At 38.7% G+C, this 24,203-nt stretch carries 34 protein-coding genes; 2 read left to right on the plus strand and 32 right to left on the minus strand.

Translation table 11 applies throughout. The features are described from left to right. Positions 1-30: 30 nt before the first annotated feature. The 6 genes from ADU73_RS01185 to ADU73_RS01210 form a co-directional block, all read right to left on the minus strand. Positions 31-1,143 (minus strand): CamS family sex pheromone protein, encoded by a 1,113-nt coding sequence (locus ADU73_RS01185; RefSeq protein ID WP_046870730.1) that lies wholly within the window; start codon positions 1,141-1,143, stop codon positions 31-33. A gap of 168 nt (positions 1,144-1,311) precedes the next feature. Then, positions 1,312-3,573 (minus strand): DNA helicase PcrA, encoded by a 2,262-nt coding sequence (pcrA, locus tag ADU73_RS01190; protein ID WP_062913102.1) that lies wholly within the window; start codon positions 3,571-3,573, stop codon positions 1,312-1,314. Positions 3,574-3,750: 177 nt separating this feature from the next. Next, positions 3,751-4,920, minus strand: a complete 1,170-nt coding sequence (locus ADU73_RS01195; RefSeq protein WP_046870723.1) for an ATP-grasp domain-containing protein — start codon at positions 4,918-4,920, stop codon at positions 3,751-3,753. A 124-nt stretch (positions 4,921-5,044) separates the two neighbouring features. Further along, a complete protein-coding gene (locus ADU73_RS01200; protein ID WP_046870724.1) occupies positions 5,045-5,623 on the minus strand; it encodes a xanthine phosphoribosyltransferase in 579 nt (192 codons plus the stop codon). Positions 5,624-5,647: 24 nt separating this feature from the next. After that, positions 5,648-6,283 carry a glycoside hydrolase family 73 protein gene (locus ADU73_RS01205; protein ID WP_046870725.1) on the minus strand — a complete coding sequence of 212 codons (636 nt, stop codon included), beginning with the start codon at positions 6,281-6,283 and terminating at the stop codon, positions 5,648-5,650. A gap of 18 nt (positions 6,284-6,301) precedes the next feature. Then, on the minus strand, positions 6,302-6,925 hold the full coding sequence (locus ADU73_RS01210; protein WP_046870726.1) for an ECF transporter S component: 624 nt from the start codon (positions 6,923-6,925) through the stop codon (positions 6,302-6,304). Between the two features lie 117 nt (positions 6,926-7,042). Here ADU73_RS01210 and ADU73_RS01215 point away from each other — a divergent pair, with 117 nt between their 5' ends. Next, positions 7,043-7,996, plus strand: coding sequence for an NAD(P)-dependent oxidoreductase (locus tag ADU73_RS01215; RefSeq protein WP_056986158.1), 954 nt, complete (start codon positions 7,043-7,045; stop codon positions 7,994-7,996). Positions 7,997-8,064: 68 nt separating this feature from the next. On the opposite strand, the gene ADU73_RS01220 is transcribed toward ADU73_RS01215, so the two are convergent. Both ADU73_RS01220 and ADU73_RS01225 read right to left on the minus strand, forming a co-directional pair. Next, positions 8,065-9,486 (minus strand): amino acid permease, encoded by a 1,422-nt coding sequence (locus tag ADU73_RS01220; RefSeq protein ID WP_046870727.1) that lies wholly within the window; start codon positions 9,484-9,486, stop codon positions 8,065-8,067. A gap of 89 nt (positions 9,487-9,575) precedes the next feature. Further along, the gene (locus ADU73_RS01225) at positions 9,576-10,112 is read right to left on the minus strand and encodes a PadR family transcriptional regulator (protein ID WP_062913103.1); all 537 of its coding nucleotides are present in this window, start codon (positions 10,110-10,112) and stop codon (positions 9,576-9,578) included. A gap of 95 nt (positions 10,113-10,207) precedes the next feature. On the opposite strand from ADU73_RS01225, the gene ADU73_RS01230 reads away from it, so the two are divergent. Continuing rightward, a complete protein-coding gene (locus ADU73_RS01230) occupies positions 10,208-10,744 on the plus strand; it encodes a phenolic acid decarboxylase (protein WP_056986156.1) in 537 nt (178 codons plus the stop codon). Positions 10,745-10,894: 150 nt separating this feature from the next. Here ADU73_RS01230 and rpsI read toward each other — a convergent pair whose 3' ends face one another. From rpsI to rplN, 24 genes are all read right to left on the minus strand, one after another. After that, positions 10,895-11,287 (minus strand): 30S ribosomal protein S9, encoded by a 393-nt coding sequence (gene rpsI / locus ADU73_RS01235; RefSeq protein WP_046871325.1) that lies wholly within the window; start codon positions 11,285-11,287, stop codon positions 10,895-10,897. Between the two features lie 14 nt (positions 11,288-11,301). Continuing rightward, positions 11,302-11,745: a 50S ribosomal protein L13 gene (gene rplM / locus ADU73_RS01240; RefSeq protein ID WP_046871324.1), complete on the minus strand. Its 444-nt coding sequence runs from the start codon at positions 11,743-11,745 to the stop codon at positions 11,302-11,304. A gap of 121 nt (positions 11,746-11,866) precedes the next feature. After that, on the minus strand, positions 11,867-12,634 hold the full coding sequence (gene truA, locus ADU73_RS01245; protein ID WP_046871323.1) for a tRNA pseudouridine(38-40) synthase TruA: 768 nt from the start codon (positions 12,632-12,634) through the stop codon (positions 11,867-11,869). A gap of 10 nt (positions 12,635-12,644) precedes the next feature. Beyond that, entirely contained in the window at positions 12,645-13,442 is a 798-nt protein-coding gene (locus ADU73_RS01250; protein ID WP_080945512.1) for an energy-coupling factor transporter transmembrane component T family protein, read from the minus strand. After that, the gene (locus ADU73_RS01255) at positions 13,435-14,307 is read right to left on the minus strand and encodes an energy-coupling factor ABC transporter ATP-binding protein (RefSeq protein WP_046871321.1); all 873 of its coding nucleotides are present in this window, start codon (positions 14,305-14,307) and stop codon (positions 13,435-13,437) included. Before ADU73_RS01255 ends, ADU73_RS01250 begins: the two co-directional genes overlap by 8 nt. After that, positions 14,283-15,119 carry an energy-coupling factor ABC transporter ATP-binding protein gene (locus tag ADU73_RS01260; protein WP_046871320.1) on the minus strand — a complete coding sequence of 279 codons (837 nt, stop codon included), beginning with the start codon at positions 15,117-15,119 and terminating at the stop codon, positions 14,283-14,285. The genes ADU73_RS01255 and ADU73_RS01260 overlap by 25 nt, the downstream gene beginning before the upstream one ends. Before the next feature lie 233 nt (positions 15,120-15,352). Continuing rightward, positions 15,353-15,736, minus strand: a complete 384-nt coding sequence (rplQ, locus tag ADU73_RS01265) for a 50S ribosomal protein L17 (RefSeq protein ID WP_046871319.1) — start codon at positions 15,734-15,736, stop codon at positions 15,353-15,355. A 21-nt stretch (positions 15,737-15,757) separates the two neighbouring features. Continuing rightward, positions 15,758-16,702, minus strand: coding sequence for a DNA-directed RNA polymerase subunit alpha (locus tag ADU73_RS01270; protein WP_056986231.1), 945 nt, complete (start codon positions 16,700-16,702; stop codon positions 15,758-15,760). An 82-nt stretch (positions 16,703-16,784) separates the two neighbouring features. Further along, positions 16,785-17,174: a 30S ribosomal protein S11 gene (rpsK, locus tag ADU73_RS01275; RefSeq protein WP_046871317.1), complete on the minus strand. Its 390-nt coding sequence runs from the start codon at positions 17,172-17,174 to the stop codon at positions 16,785-16,787. 21 nt (positions 17,175-17,195) lie between these two features. Further along, positions 17,196-17,561, minus strand: coding sequence for a 30S ribosomal protein S13 (gene rpsM / locus ADU73_RS01280; protein ID WP_046871316.1), 366 nt, complete (start codon positions 17,559-17,561; stop codon positions 17,196-17,198). A gap of 20 nt (positions 17,562-17,581) precedes the next feature. Next, entirely contained in the window at positions 17,582-17,701 is a 120-nt protein-coding gene (gene rpmJ, locus ADU73_RS01285; RefSeq protein ID WP_011668476.1) for a 50S ribosomal protein L36, read from the minus strand. Between the two features lie 27 nt (positions 17,702-17,728). Continuing rightward, positions 17,729-17,947, minus strand: coding sequence for a translation initiation factor IF-1 (gene infA / locus ADU73_RS01290; RefSeq protein WP_046871315.1), 219 nt, complete (start codon positions 17,945-17,947; stop codon positions 17,729-17,731). 162 nt (positions 17,948-18,109) lie between these two features. After that, a complete protein-coding gene (locus ADU73_RS01295; RefSeq protein WP_062913104.1) occupies positions 18,110-18,769 on the minus strand; it encodes an adenylate kinase in 660 nt (219 codons plus the stop codon). Positions 18,770-18,789: 20 nt separating this feature from the next. Beyond that, entirely contained in the window at positions 18,790-20,103 is a 1,314-nt protein-coding gene (secY, locus tag ADU73_RS01300) for a preprotein translocase subunit SecY (protein ID WP_046871313.1), read from the minus strand. Continuing rightward, on the minus strand, positions 20,103-20,537 hold the full coding sequence (gene rplO / locus ADU73_RS01305) for a 50S ribosomal protein L15 (protein WP_046871312.1): 435 nt from the start codon (positions 20,535-20,537) through the stop codon (positions 20,103-20,105). The genes secY and rplO overlap by 1 nt, the downstream gene beginning before the upstream one ends. A gap of 28 nt (positions 20,538-20,565) precedes the next feature. Continuing rightward, positions 20,566-20,748 carry a 50S ribosomal protein L30 gene (gene rpmD / locus ADU73_RS01310; protein ID WP_046871311.1) on the minus strand — a complete coding sequence of 61 codons (183 nt, stop codon included), beginning with the start codon at positions 20,746-20,748 and terminating at the stop codon, positions 20,566-20,568. 12 nt (positions 20,749-20,760) lie between these two features. Next, positions 20,761-21,264, minus strand: a complete 504-nt coding sequence (gene rpsE, locus ADU73_RS01315; RefSeq protein WP_046871310.1) for a 30S ribosomal protein S5 — start codon at positions 21,262-21,264, stop codon at positions 20,761-20,763. Between the two features lie 21 nt (positions 21,265-21,285). Next, positions 21,286-21,651, minus strand: a complete 366-nt coding sequence (rplR, locus tag ADU73_RS01320; protein WP_046871309.1) for a 50S ribosomal protein L18 — start codon at positions 21,649-21,651, stop codon at positions 21,286-21,288. A 36-nt stretch (positions 21,652-21,687) separates the two neighbouring features. Further along, the gene (gene rplF, locus ADU73_RS01325; RefSeq protein ID WP_046871308.1) at positions 21,688-22,224 is read right to left on the minus strand and encodes a 50S ribosomal protein L6; all 537 of its coding nucleotides are present in this window, start codon (positions 22,222-22,224) and stop codon (positions 21,688-21,690) included. 30 nt (positions 22,225-22,254) lie between these two features. Further along, positions 22,255-22,653, minus strand: a complete 399-nt coding sequence (rpsH, locus tag ADU73_RS01330; RefSeq protein ID WP_046871307.1) for a 30S ribosomal protein S8 — start codon at positions 22,651-22,653, stop codon at positions 22,255-22,257. 33 nt (positions 22,654-22,686) lie between these two features. Beyond that, positions 22,687-22,872: a type Z 30S ribosomal protein S14 gene (locus ADU73_RS10290; protein ID WP_074693903.1), complete on the minus strand. Its 186-nt coding sequence runs from the start codon at positions 22,870-22,872 to the stop codon at positions 22,687-22,689. A gap of 18 nt (positions 22,873-22,890) precedes the next feature. After that, positions 22,891-23,433 (minus strand): 50S ribosomal protein L5, encoded by a 543-nt coding sequence (gene rplE / locus ADU73_RS01335; RefSeq protein ID WP_046871306.1) that lies wholly within the window; start codon positions 23,431-23,433, stop codon positions 22,891-22,893. Between the two features lie 25 nt (positions 23,434-23,458). After that, positions 23,459-23,770, minus strand: a complete 312-nt coding sequence (gene rplX / locus ADU73_RS01340; RefSeq protein ID WP_046871305.1) for a 50S ribosomal protein L24 — start codon at positions 23,768-23,770, stop codon at positions 23,459-23,461. 33 nt (positions 23,771-23,803) lie between these two features. Continuing rightward, a complete protein-coding gene (gene rplN, locus ADU73_RS01345) occupies positions 23,804-24,172 on the minus strand; it encodes a 50S ribosomal protein L14 (protein WP_046871304.1) in 369 nt (122 codons plus the stop codon). Positions 24,173-24,203 lie beyond the last annotated feature (31 nt).

Consider the following 24,203-nt stretch of genomic DNA (forward strand, 5'->3'; position numbering starts at 1 on the left):
AGCTAAACGCCTTTTTAAGACACTCTTTTTTTAATAACTTCCAAATACGTGCGTTGAGAAACTCTTTGCCGTACTTGAACGACTCAAGAAACTCTGCACACCATCTGTCGTTGAACTTACCGTAATGTCAATTTTAACACCACTTGGCAAATACTTTTCCGCCTGATCCGCTAAGAATTGCGTAAAACTATTGATCTCCGTTTCACTATAAAACTGTGTCGTGACCGCCACATTCATCCCTTGCAATGACCCATTTTTATATTGAGCCTGTGCCGTAATGCCACTTAAATTAGGGAAGAAGTTTTCAACCTCAGTCTTAAAGTTAGAAAACGCATTTGAATCATTACTATTAGGTGCCGTTTCATTAGTTTTCAGTGGGAAGACCACATTTTCAATATCAAGTGCCTTCCATTTATCAACTGAATCGCCGTTGTTCACAGAATAGCTCACAAATTTTCCACCAATCAAACTATCATTAGAGGCTTGTTTATAGATTGCAATGATAATTGGAACATCTTTGAGAGCTTTTTTCTTACGCAACCGTGCCAAAACCTCTTTAGCCATGGCTTTGCCTTCTTTTTCCAACGTCGCGTCACTAATATTTGTTTGATATTGAGATCCATAAGTGGTCTTTCGGTAATAATCGACTGAATTCATTGCCAAACCAATGGTAACGCCACTAAGCTTCATCTTGTTACCACTTTTTTGAATGTAATCCTGTTCTTCCAAGCTCTGCAAATAAATCGGATTACGACCAGTTGGCGTTGTGGATTTATTACTAGCCGGATTTAAACCATCTGGATTTGATTTAGACTTTCGATCCAACCAATTCTGTACAGTATTGCTATTCAAATATTGACCCTCTTGAAAAACATACTTTGAAGGCGAAAATTCGTTTTTCGAAATATCTTGCAAACCACCCTCAAAACTCTTCAGATTCATTAAGTTATCAGAATCTTCACTAGCCGTTATGCCCCGTGCTTTACTCGTTAAATACTTTCCGTTTTTAATCACACCAGCATATTGACTACTGTTAGTTTGCCCAGTTACCTGGTAACTTCCACTTTTGGAACTACTTGTACTATTTGACTTACTATTTGAGTTAGAACCCGTTTGACTACTGTTACCACACGACGCTAGCATCACCGTACTACATAATAAAGCGATTGCTATCAAACTTTTCCTTAGATTCACCGTGTATTTCCTCCGTTTCAATCATAATTCACTGTTGAATTATGAGGACTAGATCCAAAAACTGTCAAGGCTTTTCCTGTGTAAATACTATTTATTTCTTTAAAATTAAGATTTTTATTAATCCAACTTACTAATTGGGGCAAATGCTGCCAGTAATCGTTTAACCCCTTTATCTGGAAAAGCAATATCCAATTCTGCATCTTCACCTTTACCAGTTACTTTAACAACGGTTCCGGTTCCCCAAGCTTTATGCTGAACTTTATCTCCAGCTGCCCATCTCACTTTGTCAGCACCAGTTCCATCATATTTTTGGGGCTTAGCCTGTGGCCGCTGATAGGTCGTAGCCGTTGCCCGTTCCATCTTATGATCAAACGGATATGATTTTTGTTGATTGCTGTAACCACTTGGAGTTGCCCCCGCCGTTTGATTAGCAGATTTCAACACATCGGGATCGATTTCATCGATAAACCTAGAAGCTGGGTTGTTCTGAATACGGCCGTATAACATTCGCGAATAGGCATTTGAAATGTAGAGTTTCTTTTGGGCCCGTGTAATTCCCACGTACGCTAACCGGCGCTCTTCTTCCAACTGATCTTCATCCATTGCTGCTCGCGATAATGGGAAGATACCCTCTTCCATCCCAATTAGGAATACAACTGGGAATTCAAGTCCTTTGGCTGCATGCAAGGTCATGAGCGTAACTGCTGAAGGTTCTTCTTCCATACTATCCTGATCAGAAACTAACGCTAAATCAGCCAAAAAATCAGCTAAGCGCGTTTCGGCAGTTGTTTCTTCATCGTCTTGATGACTATCATCAAACTGCTTAGTAACTGTCAAAAATTCATCAATATTTTCAAGCCGAGTTTCAGCTTCTAGTGAACGTGATTTCTTCAGCTCAGCCCGGTAACCCGTTTTGTCCAAAACTTGCTCGGTCAAATCTGTAATCGGTACAAATTCAGCCATTTTCTTGAGATCTGTCATGATTGTAGCAAATGAATCAATCGCATTCTTAGCTCGTCCCCCAAGATCATTAGCAACTTCAACATTTTGGGCGGCCTCGAATAAGGACCAATGATTATAATTAGCAAAAGCGGTCAGTTTTTCAATTGAACTTGTTCCAATGCCACGTTTGGGCTCATTAATGATCCGCTCAAAACTCATGGAATCATCTGGATTGGCCAGCAACGTTAAGTAAGCCAAAACATCCCGAATTTCTTTTCGGTCGTAGAACTTATGCCCACCAACCATTGTATAAGGAATGCTTGATTTCAGAAATGTGTCTTCAACTGCCCGCGATTGTGCATTCGTTCGGTACAAAACCGCAAAGTCGCCAAATTGATAATTATTATCTTCCATTTGCTGTTTAATTTGTTGAACAATGAAATGTACTTCATCATTTTCACTCTGGCCCCGATAATAGGTAATATCCTCGCCATCGTCATTGTCCGTCCACAGCTTTTTAGGACGTCTCGTTGTGTTGTGTTTGATAACCGAGTTAGCAGCATCCAAAATTTTCTTTGTCGATCGATAATTCTGCTCCAGTAAAATTACCTGAGCATTTTTATAGTCTTTCTCAAAGTTCAAAATATTTTGCATGTCGGCACCACGCCAACCGTAAATACTCTGGTCGGCATCCCCAACCACACAAATATTTTGAAATCGTTTTGCGAGCATATTAACCAGGGTGTACTGGGCCTGATTCGTATCCTGATATTCATCCACGTGAATATAGTGGAACTTATTTTGATAAAAGCTCAGCGTATCAGGATCTTTTTGAAACAACGTAATTGTTTGCATAATCAAATCATCAAAGTCCAATGCCTGATTAATTTTCAAACGCCGTTGATATTCTTCATAAGCGGCTGCCACGACAACTTCAAACGGAGTTTTAGCATTAGCCTTATAATCGGCTGGTGTTAACAACTCATTTTTAGCGTTCGAAATGGCTCCCAATAATGATTTAGGATCAAACTTCTTGGGATCATAATTTAAATCAGCCACAATATGTTTCATTAAAGTTTTTTGTTCACTTGTATCTGCAATCGAAAACGCTCGGTTGTACCCAATTTTATCAATATTAGCGCGTAAAATCCGTACACACAAAGCATGAAATGTGGATACCCAAATATCTGATCCCGTTGCTCCCAACAGTTTAATTACCCGTTCACGCATTTCCTTAGCAGCTTTATTGGTAAAAGTAATTGCTAAAATATTCCAAGGATTAATGGCCTTCTCTTCAATAAGATACGCCACGCGATGCGTCAAAACCCGTGTTTTACCACTACCGGCACCTGCCATAATTAATAAAGGCCCTTCAGTTGCTTGGACAGCCTCTTGTTGCTTGTCATTTAGACCTTTTAATAACCTATTTTCGGGCAAAAGTTTCAATCCTCTCTATCCTAAATCATTTTCTCTTCTGAAAAATTCAATCAGTTCTAATTATACCAAAAACTGGCCAATACTTGACCGTCAAGACCAAAATAACTGCTACTTCTTAAAAATCACAAAAAAAGAATCAAGACGCTGACTCTCTATCTTGATTCTGAATCATTCAATTTATTGTTCTGCTTTACTAAAATCAATCACAGTTTTACGCCAAATCTCTGTGTCGTCAATTTGTTCTTGCGCTTGTTGTACCGAATTAGCTTCAACTAACACATATCCTGCGCGTGTCGCTTTTTCAGTTGTTTTGTTTTGCGCATAGACATGAAAATACCAATTATTCTTAATATTCCACTGAGTACGAATAGCTTCCATTTGATCTTTATCAAAATTAACCATAATTGTTGGTACAAAAAGCTTAATATCACTTAATGGCATTCCGGCAATTGCCCGCAAATGTTGATCAAACACGCTCACATTCGTTGCCCGATTAAACACGTAGCCAGGTCGGTGAATAGATGGCACAATCCGTTTGACATAAATGTCTTCACTATTAGTAATCGCAAATGAAATCTCAAAAACACCTACATAAGCAAGTGAATCAGCAATTTGATTGGTAATTCGTAATAACTCATTTTGAACGGCATCTGAAGTTGTGGCCGGCATAATAGTCTCAACTAAATGTTCTTCAGCATATACATTCTCAGCAATCGGAAAAATCTTCCGTTCACCATTCATCCCTTGGGCAACTGTTATTACCAATTCTTGTTTGGCATCCACTGTGGATTCCAAAATATAAGTTCGTTCGTTCAAAAGGTCGGCTGCTTGAGGAATATCTGTCTGGGTATTGATCCGCAACTCCGCATCACTTGTTAAACTTTTCTGAATTGGCTTCAAAATACTTGGATACCCAATTGAATTAATTGATTCATAAATATCACTTAAACTAATGATGGTGGCATATGGGGTTGAATTTAAATTAAGTTGATCAAAAAATGCGCGTTCAATTAAACGATCTTGTGTGACCTCTAATCCATTCGTCCCTTGCGGAATTTTGGTATATTGTTCAAGATACTTAATCGTTTGAGCATCTACATGTTCAGATTCATAAATCACAGAATCACATTTTTCGCCAAATTCCTGAAGCTTATCGCCGTCGTTCATTGCACCAACGATATGGACATCAGCTAATTGCATAGTTTCACTCACTTCATTAGGTCCGTACGCAATAACTCGTAGCCCTAACCGACGAGCGGCTGTAATTAATTGTGACCCATTAGAACTGTCCCCAATAATTCCCAATGTATTCCCAGGATATAGCGTTGCATTATTCGAAACTGTCATTTAACCCACCCATTCTCGTGCACCGTTCAACGTGCAGTTTTCTTTTAATTATTTCATTTCAATGATTGTCTTCACTTTTTATAGTACTGTTGTCAAGCGCGCTTGGCAAGTGCTTTTGTCGTTTTTAAACCGATTTTACAAATTGAACTTGTCCGTTTTCCAAACTAGCAATTTGTGCTAACGCTACCAATGGAATTTTTCGCTTTGTAATTAAAGCACGGCCCTTCTGGAATGTTTTCTCAATCACAATGCCAATTCCTTGAACTTTAATGTTTGCATCGTCAATAATCGTTAATAATCCCTCAACCGCTTGGCCATTAGCAAGGAAATCATCAATAATCAACACTGAATCATCCGGTTTGATAAAACGTTTGGCAATTGAGATCTTATTGGTTGTTTGTTTTGTGTAAGAAAAAACGTCTGCTGTATACAGATCATCTGTCAACGTCAGACTTTTATGTTTTCGTGCAAAGACTACGGGAACATGCATCGCTAACCCAGTCATCACAGCGGGCGCAATCCCAGAAGATTCAACCGTTAAAATTTTGGTAACTGGTTTATCCGCAAATTGTTTCGCAAATTCCTTACCGACTTCAAACATTAGTTCAGGATCTACCTGATGATTCAAAAAACTGTCCACCTTCAAAACATTGTGTGGCAGAACAATTCCTTCTTTACGAATGCGATCTTCTAATAACTTCACAACAATACCTCCGAATAATTTTTATTATTGATCATACTTTTCTAACTGGTAACTTTGGATTATTTCAATTAATTTGTTTGGGTACCCTGGATCAGTTGCATAACCAGCTGTATAAAGCGCCTGGGCAGCCGTTTTATAGTTTTTTGCAGTCAATACGTTCTTATACTGATTACGATTCCAGTTCGTCCCGTTTACAAATAACATGGTGTGGTCCTTCACAGAATCTTTCCAACTATTATACACCCGAAAACGAGCGGTTACGGTAATCCATTTACCATTTACAAATTCTTCCGTTTTCATTTCTTTGGTAGTCTGATAAATGGTCCCTTTCATCCCAAAATAATTATTATATCGTTCAGAAAGTTGACTAGTTCCCCAGTCGGACTCCAAAATAGCTTGAGCAATCGTAATGCTGGGTAAAACGCCGTAACTTTGATGCATCTCTTTTGCGTATGGCGCGATTGTTTGAATAAATTGTTGATGACTTTTTGTACTTAAATTAGTCGATTGTTGATTATTTGTAAACGAAATTCGTGGTACCAGTTGGACGGCCAAAACGACCACCAAACCAAAGATCAAAATCAGCGAAATAACTCCTGATAACTGAAGTTTGCCCCGTTTAAATAAAAAATTAGTCTTTTTTCGCTTTCTTTTTGCCAAATTTATTTATCCATCTTTCTACTTAACTTCTGAAATGCGTTTAAATCGTTCTTTCCCTAGTTTTGTGTATTTAAGCAATGGTGTTGAGATTAGGGGGACTAAAAATGCGGCTGCAATTGCCTCGGGAATCCCGTTAGTGCCTGCCACAAACAAAATATACGGCGTTAGAGCTTGAAAGTTAATGGCATGTAATACAGTTGCACCATTACCAAAAAATAAGGCAATACCGCCTAAAACTAAAATGGTATTCGTCAAAGAGCCGGCAATTCCACTAACAACCAGTGGTGCGGTAAGCTTAGACTTATCACGAACCAGACTTGAAAATAGCCATCCCGCAACCAACCCAATTAAAATTCGTGGTAATACTGAGATCAACGGATTCACCATCACGATATTTCCAAGAGCACTCGATGTTACTGTCAAAGCCCGAATCCAATCGACAATTCCCCATACACCGCCAATCAAAGCCCCATCGCCTGGTCCAAGCACAACCGCGGCAATAATGACGGTGATATGAATTGTGGTGATATTCAATGGTCCGACCGGTATATAGCCAATCATCGGAACATAATTTTGCAGAATAATAATTGCTGCAAACAAACCCAAAATACTGATTCGGGCTGCTGAACTGTTTTTCCCCATTTTTAGTCCCTCACAAGAATTCACAAGTGTTTTAATTTCTTAATTGTTAAAAATCATTATATCATGAATGTAGCGGAAAAATTAATCCTAACAACTTTACAAAGGAGTCATCAAATATTGGAAAATCTTTTAATTTTACCTCACAATTCAGAATTAGATGTAACTACATATGAAAAATTAGGTGTTAAAATCTTTACACCTGAGACTATTACCCCGAACGACTACGCAAAAATAACCATTATGCTTGGTTGGCAATTGCCGTTATCTGAAAAAATTCTAGCTGCCCCACACAGTGACCTGAAATGGATTCAAACGGTCAGCGCCGGCATTGATTATTTGCCCTTAACTGAACTGAAGGGAAAAAAGATTCTTGTAACCAACATGAGTGGCGTTCATGCGACCCCTATTTCTGAAACCGTGCTGCTGTACGCTTTATACTTTGCCCGTGATTTTCCAACCGTTCTAGCCAATGATAACAAGCATCAATGGGCCCAACACTCAGAGTTTGCTAATATCAAAACCTTAAATCAATTAACCTGGACTATTTTTGGAACTGGTCATATTGGTGCTGAGTTAGCTAGATTGTTGAAAGCTTTTCATGCCAAAACAATCGGCGTAAATCGAACCGGCCACACTGTTCCGTCATTTGATAAAACCTACGCTCAATCCGATTGGCAACAGGCTGTGGCCCATACGGATGTAATCGTAAATATAATGCCTCTAACTAACGAAACTACTCACTTTTTTAATGATCAGTTTTTCCAATCTCTTAATAACACTTATTTATTTGTCAATGTGGGACGTGGAAAGTCCGTTCAGACTTCTGCATTAATTCAAGCTCTCAAAGATCACAAACTTCAGCATGCTGCATTAGATGTTTTTGAGGAAGAACCACTTCCAAGTACGAGTCCTCTATGGAAACTGTCAAATGTTCTCATCACGCCACATTATTCAGCCGAAATGGCAGACCTTGGTAACGCCTGGCAGGCAATTTTCCTACCCAACTTAAAGGCCTTCGTGAAAACAGGTAACGTTATAGAAAATCAAGTTAACTTGTCCAATGGTTATTAAAGTTTTAAAAAAGGATTCCCGAGAATTGATAAACGTTGCAGTTTGTCAGTAACTCAGGAATCCTTTTTTTAGTTTTCTTCGTTTTGACGCGCATGACTATGTGAATATCCATAACTAAAGTAAACAACTAATCCGATAATTAACCAGATGCCAAACATCATCCAGGTGAATGAGGCCAACTGGAGCATCAGATAAACACAGGCTAGAAAAGAAACAATTGGGATAAACGGATAAAGTGGCACTTCAAACGATTTTGGTAAATCGCGGAACCGGCGATCCTTTCGCAAAAAGACGACTCCCAGCGAAACCATCGCGAAGGCAAACAAGGTCCCAATGTTGACTAACTCTGCAATTTTAGCTAACGGAATAACTCCAGCAAACACACTGGCAATAAAGCCTAATACCCACGTATTAATGGTTGGCACATGTGTTTTAGGATTTAGTTTGTGAAGGGCACTCGGCAATAACCCATCTCGGCTAATTGCAAAAATTAATCGCGTTCCACCATACAACATCACAATCAAAACGGTTGTCATCCCCACAACGGCACCCAAAGATACAATTCCGGCAACCCAGTCTTGGTGGATAAAATGCAACGCAAATGCCACTGGATCAGAGACATTTAGTTTGGTATAGTGCACAACCCCAACAAGCACTACGGAAAGTAAAATGTACAAGACAGATGCCACAACTAGTGACGACACAATCCCAATGGGCATGTCCCGCTTGGGATTTTTAACTTCTTCCGAGGCTGTGGAAACCGCATCGAAGCCTATATAGGCGTAGAAAGCCACTGCAGCGCCGCGTACTACCCCTTTCACTCCGAAAGGTAACATTGGACTGTAATTAGCTGGACGAATGTAGAACGCCGCGACAACGATAAATAAGATAATAACTGATATTTTCAAAATAACCATAACGGCATTAACTCGGGCTGACTCGCGTACCCCTTGAACCAACAGATAGGCAATAATCATGGTAATTAAGAATGCCGGTAAATCAAAAAGTGCGTGCGGACTTCCAGCAGTTCCGTACGCGGCTCGAAATATCTCAGGTAAGTGAATGTTAAAGCCCGCCAGTATATTTTGAAAATACGCTGACCAACTTACCGCCACGGAAGAAACGGCAAACAAATATTCTGAAATTAAGGCCCAACCTAGGATCCAAGCAATGAGTTCGCCAAATACCGCATAGATATATGTATAGGCACTTCCTGCCAGTGGGATAGTAGACGAAAATTCAGAGTAACATAAGGCAGCTAACGAACAAACAACCGCTGCAACTAAGTAGGATAGCCACACTCCCGGACCACTATACGATGCGGCAATAATTCCTGGTGTAATAAATATTCCTGCTCCTACAATGGCGCCTACTCCCATTGTGGTTAAACTAAAGGCTGTTAGTGTTTTATCAAGCCCCGTTTTATTAAACATATCCGTATTAACTTCTTTTCGGACAAACAGATCGGCAAATTTTCTTGTTTTAGGCATGTTTTAACTCCAATCGTAGTGGACTTTATTAAATATAATGTTTAATTCTAATCAATATCTAAGAAAATGTCAATTTTGCTTCTTAAATTTTAAATCAGTTTTAACATTTCTGTAAGCCAGTTGCTGTACCCCTGCTCACGATCAATCGCATGTCGTAAAACTAGAGAATGACCAAAATTTTGATCGATCTTCTTTTGCGTGGAAAACTTTTGTTTAAATTGAGTATTTAGCTGCTGTAATTTTTCTTCATGATACTTTTGTTGAGTTATAATCATCGGTTTTAACAAAGGTGATTGCGCATCATCAATAAAAAATAGTTTCAAAATAAACTCATCATACGTATTATCCAGATCTGATGGGCTTTTTAACCATGCATAAAAAATCTTTTGCCCTTTATTTGTAATAAAATATTGTTTTTTTTGAAGTTTCTGACCAACTGTTACATCCTCATGACCAATCAGTTTGTCTTCTTCCATTCGCTTCAATAATGGATAAATTTGACTGTGATTAGCATTCCAAAATTCCCCGATATCTGAATCAAAGGACTTCGCCAAATCATATCCGGTCTGCTTTTTAGTTTTAAGTAATCCCAATAATACATATTTAAGTCGGTTCTTTTGGGCCATAAAATATTCCTCCTTGACGTTTCAATAAAAAGATTGTAACATAATCAAGTTAACTAAAACATGTAATTAATTACATGATAGGAGGAAGCATTATAATGGATAAAACATTTAACACATTAGACGATTTTTTAGGTACCCACTTTATCTATACGTATGATAATGGCTGGGAGTACGAATGGTATGCTAAAAATGATCATACCGTTGACTACCGAATTCATGGTGGTATGTTTGCCGGACGTTGGGTAAAGGACCAAGAAGCAAATATTGTCATGTTGGTTCCCGGAATCTATAAGGTTGCATGGACTGAACCTACTGGCACAGATGTGGCTCTCGATTTTGTTCCTAACGAAAAGAAGCTGAACGGGACAATTTTCTTTCCAAAATGGGTTCAGAAACATCCAGAAATCACAGTAACGTTCCAAAATGAACACATTGACGTGATGAAGGCAGCTCGGGAAAAGTATGAAACTTATCCTAAGCTAGTTGTTCCGGAGTTTGCTCATATTACTTATATCGGCAGTGCTGGTCAAAACAATGAAGACGTCATTAGTGAAGCTCCTTATAAAGAATTACCAAATGACATTCGTGCTGGAAAATATTTTGACAAAAGTTATAAACGACTCAACAAATAGTTTGAATAAAAAAGCAAGGTAGAAATTAAATCCAAAAGTTTTAACTTATCACTGTTAAAACAATAACCGGATTAATTTCTACCTTGCTTTTTAAATACAAAAAAACACCTCTCCGCCAGAAGAAGTGTTTGAAACATTGAAAAAATAATCTTAACGTTTTGAGAACTGACCTGCTTTACGAGCCTTTTTAAGACCGTATTTCTTACGTTCCTTCATACGAGGGTCACGAGTTAAGAGACCAGCACGTTTCAAAGGTGTACGGAAGTCAGGGTCTACACCGAGCAATGCCCGTGCAATTCCATGACGAATAGCACCTGATTGTCCAGAGAAACCACCACCATTAACATTTACAAGTACGTCATAATTACCAGTTGTTTCTGTAACTTCAAATGGTTGGATAACAACTTGACGTAAGTTAGCAAATGGAATGTAATCTTCAATTGCTTTATCATTTACAGTAATTTTACCTGTTCCGGGTACAAGACGTACACGTGCAACAGAGTTTTTACGGCGACCAGTGCCGCGATATTGTGCTTCTGCCAAAATTCGTTTCCTCCTTAAATTAAGTTTGTGATATCAAGCTTTTCAGGTTGTTGAGCTTGGTGATCATGTTCTGAGCCAGCATAGACATGTAATTTGAGTCCCATTTTATGACCAAGTGAGTTATGAGGAAGCATCCCCTTAACTGACATCTCAATTAATCTTTCAGGAGTCTTATCACGAACTTCACCAGCAGTCTTAGTTTTTAAACCACCTGGGTGATTAGAATGGTGATAATAGAATTTACGTGTTGCCTTACGACCTGTTAATTTGATGTTTGCAGCATTCACAACGATGACATAGTCACCTGTATCAACGTTAGGTGTGAATGTTGGTTTGTTTTTACCGCGTAAAATAGATGCAACTGTACTTGCTAGACGTCCCAAAGGAATATCTGTAGCATCTACTACGTACCATTTGCGATCTACCTCGCCTGGTTTTGCTAAATATGTTGTACGCACTTGTAATTCCTCCAATTTCTGTTTTGTTTAACTCAACTTTATAATAAGTTTCCGGGGCCTATTTGTGGAGGTAAACAATACCAAATTTAATTTTACTAATTTACCCCACTAAAGTCAATAATCATTTGCTAAATTTCTCTGGATAATACACTTTTTTTAAATAAAGACCACTTGCTGGTGCTGTTCCACGTGCTTGATTGCGATCTTTTACCTTAAACAAACGCAAAATATCATGTTCCGGACGTTTACCACTGCCAATTTCAGTTAAGACGGCCACCATGATGCGCACCATATTATAAAGAAAGCCACTCCCATAAAATTCAAAAATAATCTCATTTTGAATTTTATCATAAACCGCCGTTGCTTCATAAATTTCACGAATGTTTGTTTTAGTATGACCACCAGCCGCACAGAAGCTTGTAAAATCGTGTTCTCCAATCAAATCAGGTAAAGCTGCCTGAATAGCCTTCAAATCCAACGAAAGCTTCCAGTGGCCCGTATAATTACGTTTAAAAGGATCGATAAACTCGCCTAAAGCAAGCCGATAGCGATACCGTTTTCCTTGGGTACTATATTGCGCATGAAATTCAGACGATATCTGCCGGGCATTCAAGACTTCAATATCTAATGGCAAAAGACTATTTAAAGCATGCAACATAGCATTATCTGATAGGGAAAAAGGAATATCAAAGTGAACTACCTGTCCTAGCGCATGGACACCGGCATCTGTACGTCCTGATCCATACACCTTAATTAATTTGGCTGGCTTTTTGGCAATTTTATTCACAGCTCGCTCTAAAGTTTCTTGAATAGTACGCTGCTTGGGTTGTTTTTGAAAACCTGCAAAATTAGTTCCATCGTAGGCAATTGTAATTTTATAACGGTACATAGAAATCTCCTTAAAGTAGTCGAAGCGCAAATACACCAATGGCCATTAATGAATAAACCAGAGTTGCCAATGTATCCCGAGTTTCCCATTTTAATAAGCGGTACTTAGTTCTCCCTGCTCCTCCTCGATATCCTCGTGCTTCCATTGCTGTCGCAAGGTCCTCAGCACGATTAAACGCACTCACGAATAAAGGAATCAGGATTGGAATTATTTTTTTTAACCGTTGAATAATATTTCCAGTTCCAAAATCAACACCGCGAGCTCGTTGCGCATTCATAATTGTTTCCGTTTCATCCATCAAGGTTGGCACAAACCGTAAGGCAATTGAAAGCATTAACGCAACTTCATAGACAGGAAAATGAATTTTTCTAAGCGGCATTAATAAAGATTCTAAGGCATCAGAAATCTGAATTGGTGACGTTGATAAGGTTAACAAGGTCGAGATTAAAATAATAAGTGTAAACCGCACAAAAATGTACGCTGCGTTTAAAATTCCCACACTCGTGATTGAAAAAATTCCCCAATGCCAATAGGTTTGACCACCAGTTCCAAACAGGATTTGAATCACCATGGTAAAGGCAATGATCCAAAGCAACGGCATGACACCATCCACAAATAATTTAAAATTAATTTTAGAAGCCAAAATACTTACAAACGCCACAACTGCCATTAATAGATAGATCCACCAGTTGTTTGCAAAGAAAATCACGATTACATATAAAAAGCTTAAAATTAATTTTGACCTTGGATCCATACGATGCACAAAAGAATCTAACGGAATATAGCGACCAAATAAAATTTTATTCATGAGTTTGGCCTCGTTTCTTAAAAAAGTCAGCAATATCATCAGCCAACTCAGATTCTGTTAACGGTAGTCGCGTAAATTGGAATCCTCGTTTTTGCATTTCAAAGGCAAATTCTGTGCTTGCGGGAACGTCCAATTGCTTTTCATGTAACCATTCAACGTTCGCAAAAACAGCACGGGGACTACCTTCTTTGACAATTTTGCCATGTTCCATCACGATCACGTGGTCTGCATAATTAGCAACATCTTCCATTTGATGAGTAACTAAAACGATTGTAAATTTCTGTTTTTTTTGTAGATCACCAAAAAGTTGCATGATTTCACGCCGACCACCTGGGTCTAACCCAGCTGTTGGCTCATCCAGAACCAAAACCTCCGGATGCATCGCTAGCACTCCTGCAATCGCCACTCGCCGCATCTGCCCACCAGATAACTCAAATGGAGAGCGGGAAAGAACCGATTCCGGTAAACCAACTAGGGTAATCATTTCTTTGGCAATCTTACTAGCTTCTTCAGCCGTGCTACCAAAATTTTCTGGCCCAAATGCAATGTCTTTTTCTACCGTTTCCGCAAATAATTGATTCTCAGGAAATTGGAAAACAATTCCTACTTTTTTGCGCAAGGGCTTCAAGTTCTTATTACTGGTTTCAGAAGTGATCGTGGTATTGCCAATCATGACAGTACCACCCGTAGGCTTTAATAAGGCATTTAAATGTTGCAGAAAGGTCGATTTTCCACTACCAGTGTGACCAATCACAGCGGTAACGGAATTGTCCTCAATTTTGGTCGAAATATTTTTTAAAGCTTGAAACTCAAATGGTGTCCCCGGTGAATAGGTGTAAGTTACTTCTTTAAAAGTGATTGCCATAACCAGTCCACCATTCCTTCCTCATCAAAATAAGTTTCGGGGGTCTTTATGTGACGTTGGGTTAATTCACGTTTTAGTCGTTGTGAATAAGGAACATCAAGTCCTAATTTCAATAGTAGACCACTATGACTATAAATTGTTTCCGGTGCCCCAGTGCTAACGATTTTGCCATCATTCAACACAATAATTTTATCAGCATCAGTAGTTTCATCAATTTCATGAGTAATGGACAACACCGTTATTCCTAACCGTTTTTTTAATTTTCGAATCACACCAAGAATTTCACGTCGTCCAACCGGATCCAGCATACTAGTTGCTTCATCCAAAATAATAATCTTAGGCTGCATCGCAATAACTCCAGCAAGTGCTACTCGTTGTTTCTGACCGCCAGACAATTGCTCCGGCTGTTTGCGGCGAAACTCACTCATATGCACTTCTGATAATGCTTCATCAACACGCGCTTGCATTTCATCATGCGGAACAGCCATGTTTTCTAGCCCAAATGCCACATCATCTTCAACGGTTGCTCCGACAAACTGATTATCGGGATTTTGAAAAATCATACCGATATTACTTCGAACCGTCCACACACTTTGCTCTGTTAATTTAGTTCCATCAACCCAGATATTCCCAAGTTTAAAATCAATCAAACCATCAAGAGCTTGTGCTAATGTACTTTTACCACTCCCATTGTGCCCTACAATTGCTACCCAGTCACCACTGGAAATTGTAAAAGACACATCATCCAAAGCAGGCTGGCTATTTTGAGTATATGCATAAGTTAAATGTGAAACCTTAATCATTTCATTCATTTGAGAACATTCCCTTGATAGTTATTTTTTCTATTTTAACATACCAAAACCTGCTACCTAGTATACTTTTACTTACTTATGTAGATACAAAAAAATCACTGAAAAGAAGTGATAGTTAATACTAGGTATTAACCGTGGGCTAGACTCGGAATAAATTCCAACATCATTGCACCCTACCACAACTTTTAGTGATAAATTTGTTAATTTAAAAATTTAAACATTCTTCTGAATATTTAGTCAACAAATTCCAAGATAACCATTGGTGCAGCGTCTCCGCGGCGAGGCATAGTCTTAAGAATTCGTGTATACCCACCTTTACGGTCAGCATAACGAGTAGCTAAATCATCAAACAATTTTTGAAGTGCAGAAGTAACTTTAACCTCATCAGCCTCTTCAGAAACGTCAGCAACTACATTACGAAGAAAAGCGGCAGCTTGACGACGTGCGTTTAAATCCCCACGTTTGCCTAATGTAATCATTTTATCGGTAGTTGACCGAACTTCTTTAGCGCGTGCTTCAGTCGTAACAATTTTTTCATTAACAATTAAGTTAGTGGTCAAGTCACGAAGCAAAGCCTTGCGTTGTGAACTATTACGACCTAATTTACGATAGCCCATGAATGGAAACCCTCCTTATAATTAGTCTTCATTGCGTAACGAAAGTCCAAGGTCAGTTAATTTAACTTTAACCTCTTCCAGGGATTTACGCCCGAGATTTCTAACTTTCATCATTTGTGCTTCAGTTTTGTCAGTTAGTTCCTGAACAGTATTGATTCCAGCACGTTTCAAACAATTGTATGAACGAACGGATAAATCAAGCTCCTCAATAGACATCTCTAACATTTTTTCTTTATGTGTTTCTTCCTTTTCGACCATGATTTCAGCATCTTTAGCTTCATCAGTTAAATTAACAAATAAAGCCAAATGTTCTGTTAGAATTTTTGCTGAAAGACTAGTAGCCTCACTAGGAGTAATTGAACCGTCAGTCCAAACATCCAAGGTAAGCTTATCATAGTCATCCCGTTGACCAACACGTGTGTTTTCAACTTGATAATTGACACGCTCGATTGGGGTATAAATGGAATCGATTGGAAGCACACCAATTGGCATATCATCCTTGCGAGCCTTGTTTTCATCAGCTGAAACATAACCACGACCTGTATCAGCTGTCAATATGGCATGAAAAGTCACACCATCGGCAACGGTACAAATATACTGATCTGGATTAAGAATCTCAACATCGCTGTCACCTTGAATGTCACCAGCAGTGACGGTAGCAGGACCCTTAACATCAATCTCTAAAGATTTTTCGTCATCACTTTCGATCTTTAAAGAAACCTTTTTAATGTTTAAGATGATTTGTGTGACATCTTCAACTACGCCTTCAATTGATGAAAACTCATGAAGAACGCCATCAATTTGAATGCTTGTAACCGCTGCACCCGGTAATGATGACAACAAAATACGACGCAATGAATTGCCTAAAGTTGTTCCATACCCACGTTCGAGCGGTTCAACGACAAACTTGCCGTAATTGACATTCTCATCAATTTTATGAATGTTTGGTTTTTCAAATTCGATCATTCTTATCTTTACCCCTTTCAAAACGCGTTGTGCATATTAATTCTGAATGCATCATGAAGTTATCCCTCAAAAAATTGACGCACTATACACGACGACGCTTTGGAGGACGAGAACCATTATGAGGAACTGGTGTGACATCGCGAATTGCAGATACTTCTAATCCAGTGGATTGAAGTGCCCGAATAGCAGATTCACGGCCAGAACCAGGGCCCTTAACAGCAACTTCAACGGTTTTCATACCGTGTTCCATTGCTGCTTTAGCTGCAGATTCAGCAGCTAATTGAGCAGCAAATGGAGTCGATTTACGACTACCTTTAAATCCAAGTGAACCTGCTGATGACCATGCAACAGCATTTCCTTGAGGATCTGTAATCATAACTAATGTATTGTTAAAAGTTGAGTGAATATGTGCCACTCCAGCTTCAATATTCTTTCTTACTCGACGCTTACGAGAAGTCTTTCTGGTTGCCAATATGCTAGCCTCCTTTATTTATTATTTCTTTCTTCCGGCAATTGAAACTTTTTTGCCTTTACGAGTACGTGCATTATTCTTCGTGTTTTGACCACGAACTGGAAGTCCACGACGATGACGCATGCCACGATATGAACCAATCTCTTGGAGACGCTTGATATCAAGACTTACAGACCGACGAAGATCTCCTTCAACACGATACTTATCAACTTCTGCACGAACTTTATCTTCGTCATCAGCAGCAAGATCACGAACACGAACGTCTTCAGAGACGCCAGCATCCTTTAAGATCTTTTGAGCAGTCGTATTTCCGATACCAAAAATATATGTTAAAGCAATCACGATTCGTTTATCACGTGGTAAATCAACACCTGCAATACGAGCCATTAAATTTCACCTCCAGCTTATTATTTTCCTTGACGTTGTTTATGTTTGGGATTTGCTGAGCAAATAACCATAACGCGTCCTTTACGTTTAATTACTTTACAATGTTCACACATTGGTTTTACTGATGGACGTACTTTCATGAATATTCCTCCTAAAAAACGTTAAACTTATCTGAAACGATAGGTAATACGACCCTTTGAAAGATCATATGGCGACATTTCCACAGTTACTTTGTCTCCAGGTAAAATTCGAATATAATGCATCCGAATTTTTCCAGAAACGTGTGCTAATATCTCATGACCATTTTCGAGTTCAACCTTAAACATCGCATTAGGTAAGCTTTCTTTAACCTTACCTTCAATTTCAATGACATTATCTTTTGCCACTAAATGTGCCTCCCATTTTTTACTGATTTTTTTACAAATTCATTTCGTTCAAGCGCTTATTGTCCTTTAAAAGTACTATAAGCTAAACCTGAACAAGTTTACCATAAGGTAATTTCATTTGCAAACAAACAAAATTGACCAATAATAACGAACAGGCAAGCATTAGATAGCTCGTAATACCTTTTGAATTTCTTGGTATACATCATTGATATCTTGATCACCATTAACTGTATATAATAACTTCTTCTCATTATAAAAATCAATGAGTGGTGTATTCAATTTTGTATTAACCTCGATACGATTTTTTACGGTCTCAGGTTTATCATCTTCACGTTGGTAAAATTCATGGTGACCACAAACATCACAAGTTCCTTCTACCTTTGGCTTATTGTACAACTTATGATAAGTTGCACCACAGTTCTTACAGATGAATCGACCTGACAGACGTTCAACTAGCACATTTGCATCAACATGAATATTGATAACCGCACTAATTGGTTTATTTAGTTTAGCCGTCATCGAATCTAATGCCTGAGCTTGTTCAAGATTTCTTGGGTATCCGTCAAGCATAAAACCAACATTTGTGTCATCCTCTGCCAAGCAATCTGCCACAATTCCATCTGTCACAGAATCAGGAACTAAATTACCTTGATCAATAAATTTTTTTGCCTCAATTCCCATCTCAGTTTCATTCTTCATTGCTGCTCGAAAAATGTCACCAGTAGAAATGTGAGGAATTTTAAATTCTTCAACTATTTTTTGTGCTTGAGTTCCTTTTCCAGCACCAGGTAATCCCATTAAAACAAGATTAAGTGTAGTCATCTTATGTTTGTCCTCCGTTTTTAATCGGTCTGTTTTGGTGTTCTAATGAATCCAACGTATTCACGTTTCATCATTAAGCCATCAATTTGACTGATAATTTCAATTGCAACACCAACAACAATTAGTAAGCTGGTTCCACCTAATCCAATTGATTCATCCAAATTCCAGAGGTCTTGCGCAATTAATGGAATCAATGAAACCAATCCCAAAAATAACGAACCAACAACTGATAAGCGAATCAACAAATGAGAGATATAACTCTGCGTTTCATGACCAGGCCAAACCCCAGGAATATAACTTCCCTGTTTCTGCAAATTCTCTGCCAATTTCTCAGGATTAACCTGAACAAAAGCATAGAAGAAAGTGAAAACAACAATCAGGAAGGTATATAGAATTGCACCATCTGTTGTCTGCATATTGAACACGTTTGACAAAACTTTGTACCAGGTATCTTGCGCATGATTATTCGCAAACGCCATCAAAATTGTTTGTGGCGTCGCGATAAACGAACTTGCAAAAATAACTGGAATAACACCAGCAACATTTACCTTTAATGGTAAATAACTACTGTCTGGAGCTGCAGCAGCACGGCGTGTGTACTGAATTGGTACATGCCGACTAGCCTGTTGAACCCAAGTAACAAATATAACAATGGCCAGAACTGCAATAATCAGAACTCCAACAAATATGAAACTACTCCACCATTCACTCCTTGGCGTGTCGACAAATTGTTCTTGATAGATTTGGTATAAACTCGTTGGTGTCCGAGCAATAATCCCGGCAAAAATTAGAATTGAAACCCCATTTCCAAGGCCTCGATCGGTAATCATATCACCCATCCAAGTTGCTAACATTGTTCCACCAGTTAAAATTAATCCAATTGTCATATAAGTTTGGACACCAGGATTTTGAACTAGGTTTAAACTACTTAAAGCATTAAACCCAGCCGTAATTCCGACTGATTGAACAAATGCCAAAACAATTGTTAAATATCTTGTAGCTTGATTAAGTTTACGACGACCAACTTCACCTTGCTTACTCCACTCAACAAACCTGGGCACAATGTCCATTTGTAAAAGCTGAATAACAATTTGAGCCGTGATGTATGGGGAAACTCCCATCGCAAAAATAGAATAATTGGATAAGCCACCACCACTAAAGGTATTTAAGATCCCGACCAATCCAGAGGAAGCAACACTTTGTAATGCTTTGGCGTTAATCCCAGGAACTGTGATATACGAGCCTAAACGATAAACAATCAAAACACCCAGTGTAAACAGAATTTTATTTCTAATATCCTTTACTTTAAAAGCGTTTTTGATAGTCGATAGCATTAAATCACCTCAGTTTTGCCGCCTGCTGCTTCAATTGCTTTTACTGCACTTTCTGAGAACTTGTTAGCTTTAACTGTAAGTTTCTTTGATAATTCACCATTACCAAGAACCTTGACACCAGTAAGTTCTTTCTTAACAACTCCTGCTTTGAAAAGTGCTTCTGGTGTAACTTCAGCACCCTCATCAAATGCATTTAAGTCATCAAGGTTAACGATCGCATATTCCTTACGATTAATATTAGTAAATCCACGTTTGGGAATACGACGATAAAGTGGCATTTGGCCACCTTCAAAGCCCAAACGAACCTTGCTACGTGCCTTTTGTCCCTTTTGACCACGTCCAGATGTTTTACCATTACCAGATGATGTTCCACGGCCAAGACGGTTGCGTTCGCGACGAGAACCTTCGCTAGGTTTTAATTCATTTAACTTCATAAGTTTCAGCACCTCCTAACTTATCTAATTATTTAACTTCTTCAACTTCGATTAAATGGGCAATAAGGAAAATTGCACCACGAGTCGCCTCATTATTAGGTAAGACAACTGAGCTATTAACCCGTCCCAAACCTAATTCTTTAACAATCTTGCGTTGCTTTGGGAGGCGATGTACCGCACTTTTAATAAGTGTAATTTTTAATTGAGCCATCATTGTTCCTCCTTATTCAGCCAAGTGCTCTGCCGAAACGCCACGTAAAGCAGCAATTTCATCAGCACTACGTAAACCCTTCAAGCCTTCAAATGTTGCACGAATTACGTTAACAGGTGTATTTGAACCTAAACGCTTACTTGTAACATCATCAACTCCTGCAAGTTCCATAACGGCACGAACAGCACCACCGGATGCAACACCAGAACCTTCTTCAGCAGGCTTCAATAGAATGCGTCCACCACCAAACTCACCGATGATTTCGTGAGGGATGGTTGTGCCAATAATTGGTACTTGGACCAAACTCTTTGTGGCATTATCAACAGCCTTACGAATAGCTTCTGGAACTTCTTGAGCTTTACCAGTACCAAAACCAACGTGACCATTTTTATCGCCAACAACAACTAAAGCAGCAAAACGAAGACGACGTCCACCTTTAACAACCTTTGTTACACGGTTGATAGAAACAACACGGTCTTCCAAGTCTAACTTTTCTGGATCGATATAATTCGACATGTACGGTATTCCCTCCTTATCTTAGAATTTAAGTCCGTTTTCACGAGCAGCTTCAGCTAATGCTTCAACTCGGCCGTGGTATAAATAACCGCCACGATCAAAAACGACCTTTTCGATTTTCTTTGCTGTTGCTCGTTTTGCAACTAAAGCACCAACAGAACTTGCTTGTTCAGTCTTTGAATCTCCACTAACTTCACTGTCCAATGTTGAGGCACTTGCTAGCGTTACACCCGCTACGTCGTCAATCACTTGAGCGTAGATGTTTTTATTTGAACGATATACATTTAAGCGTGGGCACTCTGCAGTCCCAGAAATCTTGTTACGAACACGCAAATGACGTCTTTGTCGTGTTTTATTTTTATCTGGTTTTGAAATCACAATTTTCACCTCTAGAATTTTTCTAACGATTAGCCTTAGGCAGCATTACTTACCAGTTTTACCTTCTTTAAGACGAACATATTCACCAACATAGCGAACACCTTTACCTTTATAAGGTTCTGGAGAACGAACAGCACGAATTTCTGCAGCAAAATCACCAACATGCTGTTTGCTAATTCCACTGATATTAATATGTGTATTGTCAGGGACCTCTAACTGAATATCAGCAGGGGTTTCCAATTCAACTGGGTTAGAATAACCTAAATTCAAAACTAATGTTTTTCCTTTAAGTTGTGCACGATATCCAACACCAACTAATTGTAGTTCTTTTTTGTAACCCTTAGTAACACCTTCAACCATATTATTGAAGTTGGCACGAGTTGCACCATGTAGGGCACGCATTTTATTATCATTACTTGGACGGTCAAATGTAACCACGTTGTCTTTAACAGTCATTGTGATTTCCATGCTAACAGTACGTGTTAACGTACCCTTAGGACCTTTGACAGTTACTTGATCACCATCGGTTTTAACTTCTACACCTGATGGGATTTCTACAGCTTTATAACCAATACGACTCAATTTAATGGCACCTCCTTACTTTTTAAAATTTTACCAAACGTAAGCTAATACTTCGCCACCGACTTTTTTAGCGCGGGCTTCTTTATCAGTGATTACACCTTCAGATGTTGAAATGATTGCAATACCTAAGCCATTCAAAACCTTAGGTACATCATCAGCTTTAACATATGAACGTAAACCTGGTTTGGAAATACGTTTTAAGCCAGTAATAACTCGTTCTTTATTCTTACCATATTTAAGGAACACGCGAATGATACCTTGTTTGTCATCATCGACATATTCGATGTTCTTGATAAAGCCTTCATTCTTAAGAATTTCAGCAATATCACGTTTGATTTTTGATGCAGGAACTTCTAATGATTCATGACGCACCATGTTGGCGTTACGAATACGTGTTAAGAAATCTGCAATAGGATCAGTCATAGACATTAATGTTTACCCTCCTTTTACTCCGATATAATTTTACCAGCTTGCTTTTTTCATGCCAGGAATTTGGCCTTCATGAGCTAATTCGCGAAGGCAAATACGGCAAAGATGAAATTTACGATATACAGAGTGTGGACGGCCACAACGTTCACAACGTGTGTAGTTCTGTGTCGAATACTTTGCAGGACGTTGACTCTTAATAACTAATGATTTTTTTGCCAAGTTAATTGCTCCCTTCGTTTACTTTTCGAATGGCATTCCCATTTGTGCCAACAATTCACGAGATTCTTCATCTGACTCTGCAGTTGTTACGATAACGATATCTAAACCACGAACATGGTTAACATTATCATAATCAATTTCAGGGAAGATTAATTGTTCACGAACCCCAAGTGTATAGTTACCACGGCCATCGAATGCTTTTGCACTGATACCATGGAAATCACGAACACGTGGTAATGAAACGTTGATTAACTTATCTAAGAAGTCATACATACGTTCACCACGGAGCGTAACTTTTGCACCAATAGACATACCTTCACGTAAACGGAAGCCAGCAATTGATTTTTTAGCTTTTGTAACCAATGGCTTTTGACCAGAGATTAAAGTTAATTCCTCAACAGCTTCATCAAGGTTCTTAGCATTTGTTGTTGCATCACCAACACCCATGTTCAAAACGATCTTATCAACCTTAGGTGCCTGCATAACTGAAGTATAATCAAACTTCTTCATGAGTTCTGGGGTAACTTCTTTAACATATTTTTCTTTTAAACGGTTAGACATGAAAAATTTTTCCTCCTTTCATGAATTATTTATCAATGGTTTCGCCAGATTTTTTAGCAAAACGTACTTTTTTACCATCTACTACTTTGTAGCCTACACGAGTAGGTTCATTTGTAGATGGATCAATTAACATCACGTTAGAAGCATCAATTGCAGCTTCTACATCAATAATGCCACCTTGTGGATTAGAGTTGTTTGCTTTTTGATGTTTTTTAACTTTATTTACGTCTTTAACAACAACGCGATTTTTATCAGCAAGGATTTTTGTAATTGTACCTTCCTTGCCTTTTTCTTTGCCGCTGATTACGCGAACTTTGTCACCATTTTTTACGAACATGTCGTGTTGCACCTCCTTCGATCCAATCCTTAATTACAATACTTCAGGGGCCAAAGAAACAATCTTCATGAAATCCTTGTCACGCAATTCACGTGCAACTGGGCCAAAGATACGTGTTCCTTGTGGGCTCTTATCATCTTTAATTAGGACTGCAGCATTTTCATCAAATTTGATGTATGAACCATCAGCACGATGTGCACCGTCTTTTGTACGAACGACAACAGCCTTGACAACGTCACCCTTTTTGACAACGCCACCTGGTGTTGCTTGTTTGACAGTAGCAACAATTGTATCACCAATATAACCAAATTTAACACGAGAACCACCTAAAACTTTAATTACTAAAATTTCACGTGCTCCAGAATTATCAGCAACTTTTAAACGACTTTCTTGTTGGATCACAGTTAGTGTCCTCCCTTCCATCTTTTGTATC

The sequence above is a fragment of the Pediococcus damnosus genome (assembly GCF_001611155.1).
GTDB lineage: Bacteria > Bacillota > Bacilli > Lactobacillales > Lactobacillaceae > Pediococcus > Pediococcus damnosus.

Excerpts from the sequence above, each read along its gene's own strand:
- ADU73_RS01185 (WP_046870730.1), bottom strand. The coding sequence starts at position 1,143 with ATGCTAGCGTCGTGTGGTAACAGTAGTCAAACGGGTTCTAACTCAAAT.
- ADU73_RS01195 (WP_046870723.1), bottom strand. The coding sequence starts at position 4,920 with ATGACAGTTTCGAATAATGCAACGCTATATCCTGGGAATACATTGGGA.
- ADU73_RS01210 (WP_046870726.1), bottom strand. The coding sequence starts at position 6,925 with ATGGGGAAAAACAGTTCAGCAGCCCGAATCAGTATTTTGGGTTTGTTT.
- ADU73_RS01220 (WP_046870727.1), bottom strand. The coding sequence starts at position 9,486 with ATGCCTAAAACAAGAAAATTTGCCGATCTGTTTGTCCGAAAAGAAGTT.
- ADU73_RS01225 (WP_062913103.1), bottom strand. The coding sequence starts at position 10,112 with ATGGCCCAAAAGAACCGACTTAAATATGTATTATTGGGATTACTTAAA.
- ADU73_RS01230 (WP_056986156.1), top strand. The coding sequence starts at position 10,208 with ATGGATAAAACATTTAACACATTAGACGATTTTTTAGGTACCCACTTT.
- truA (WP_046871323.1), bottom strand. The coding sequence starts at position 12,634 with ATGTACCGTTATAAAATTACAATTGCCTACGATGGAACTAATTTTGCA.
- ADU73_RS01250 (WP_080945512.1), bottom strand. The coding sequence starts at position 13,442 with ATGAATAAAATTTTATTTGGTCGCTATATTCCGTTAGATTCTTTTGTG.
- ADU73_RS01255 (WP_046871321.1), bottom strand. The coding sequence starts at position 14,307 with ATGGCAATCACTTTTAAAGAAGTAACTTACACCTATTCACCGGGGACA.
- ADU73_RS01260 (WP_046871320.1), bottom strand. The coding sequence starts at position 15,119 with ATGAATGAAATGATTAAGGTTTCACATTTAACTTATGCATATACTCAA.
- rplQ (WP_046871319.1), bottom strand. The coding sequence starts at position 15,736 with ATGGGCTATCGTAAATTAGGTCGTAATAGTTCACAACGCAAGGCTTTG.
- ADU73_RS01270 (WP_056986231.1), bottom strand. The coding sequence starts at position 16,702 with ATGATCGAATTTGAAAAACCAAACATTCATAAAATTGATGAGAATGTC.
- rpsM (WP_046871316.1), bottom strand. The coding sequence starts at position 17,561 with ATGGCTCGTATTGCAGGTGTTGATTTACCACGTGATAAACGAATCGTG.
- rpmJ (WP_011668476.1), bottom strand. The coding sequence starts at position 17,701 with ATGAAAGTACGTCCATCAGTAAAACCAATGTGTGAACATTGTAAAGTA.
- ADU73_RS01295 (WP_062913104.1), bottom strand. The coding sequence starts at position 18,769 with ATGACTACACTTAATCTTGTTTTAATGGGATTACCTGGTGCTGGAAAA.
- secY (WP_046871313.1), bottom strand. The coding sequence starts at position 20,103 with ATGCTATCGACTATCAAAAACGCTTTTAAAGTAAAGGATATTAGAAAT.
- rplO (WP_046871312.1), bottom strand. The coding sequence starts at position 20,537 with ATGAAGTTAAATGAATTAAAACCTAGCGAAGGTTCTCGTCGCGAACGC.
- rpmD (WP_046871311.1), bottom strand. The coding sequence starts at position 20,748 with ATGGCTCAATTAAAAATTACACTTATTAAAAGTGCGGTACATCGCCTC.
- rpsE (WP_046871310.1), bottom strand. The coding sequence starts at position 21,264 with ATGTCGAATTATATCGATCCAGAAAAGTTAGACTTGGAAGACCGTGTT.
- rpsH (WP_046871307.1), bottom strand. The coding sequence starts at position 22,653 with ATGTCTATGACTGATCCTATTGCAGATTTCTTAACACGTATTCGTAAC.
- rplE (WP_046871306.1), bottom strand. The coding sequence starts at position 23,433 with ATGTCTAACCGTTTAAAAGAAAAATATGTTAAAGAAGTTACCCCAGAA.
- rplX (WP_046871305.1), bottom strand. The coding sequence starts at position 23,770 with ATGTTCGTAAAAAATGGTGACAAAGTTCGCGTAATCAGCGGCAAAGAA.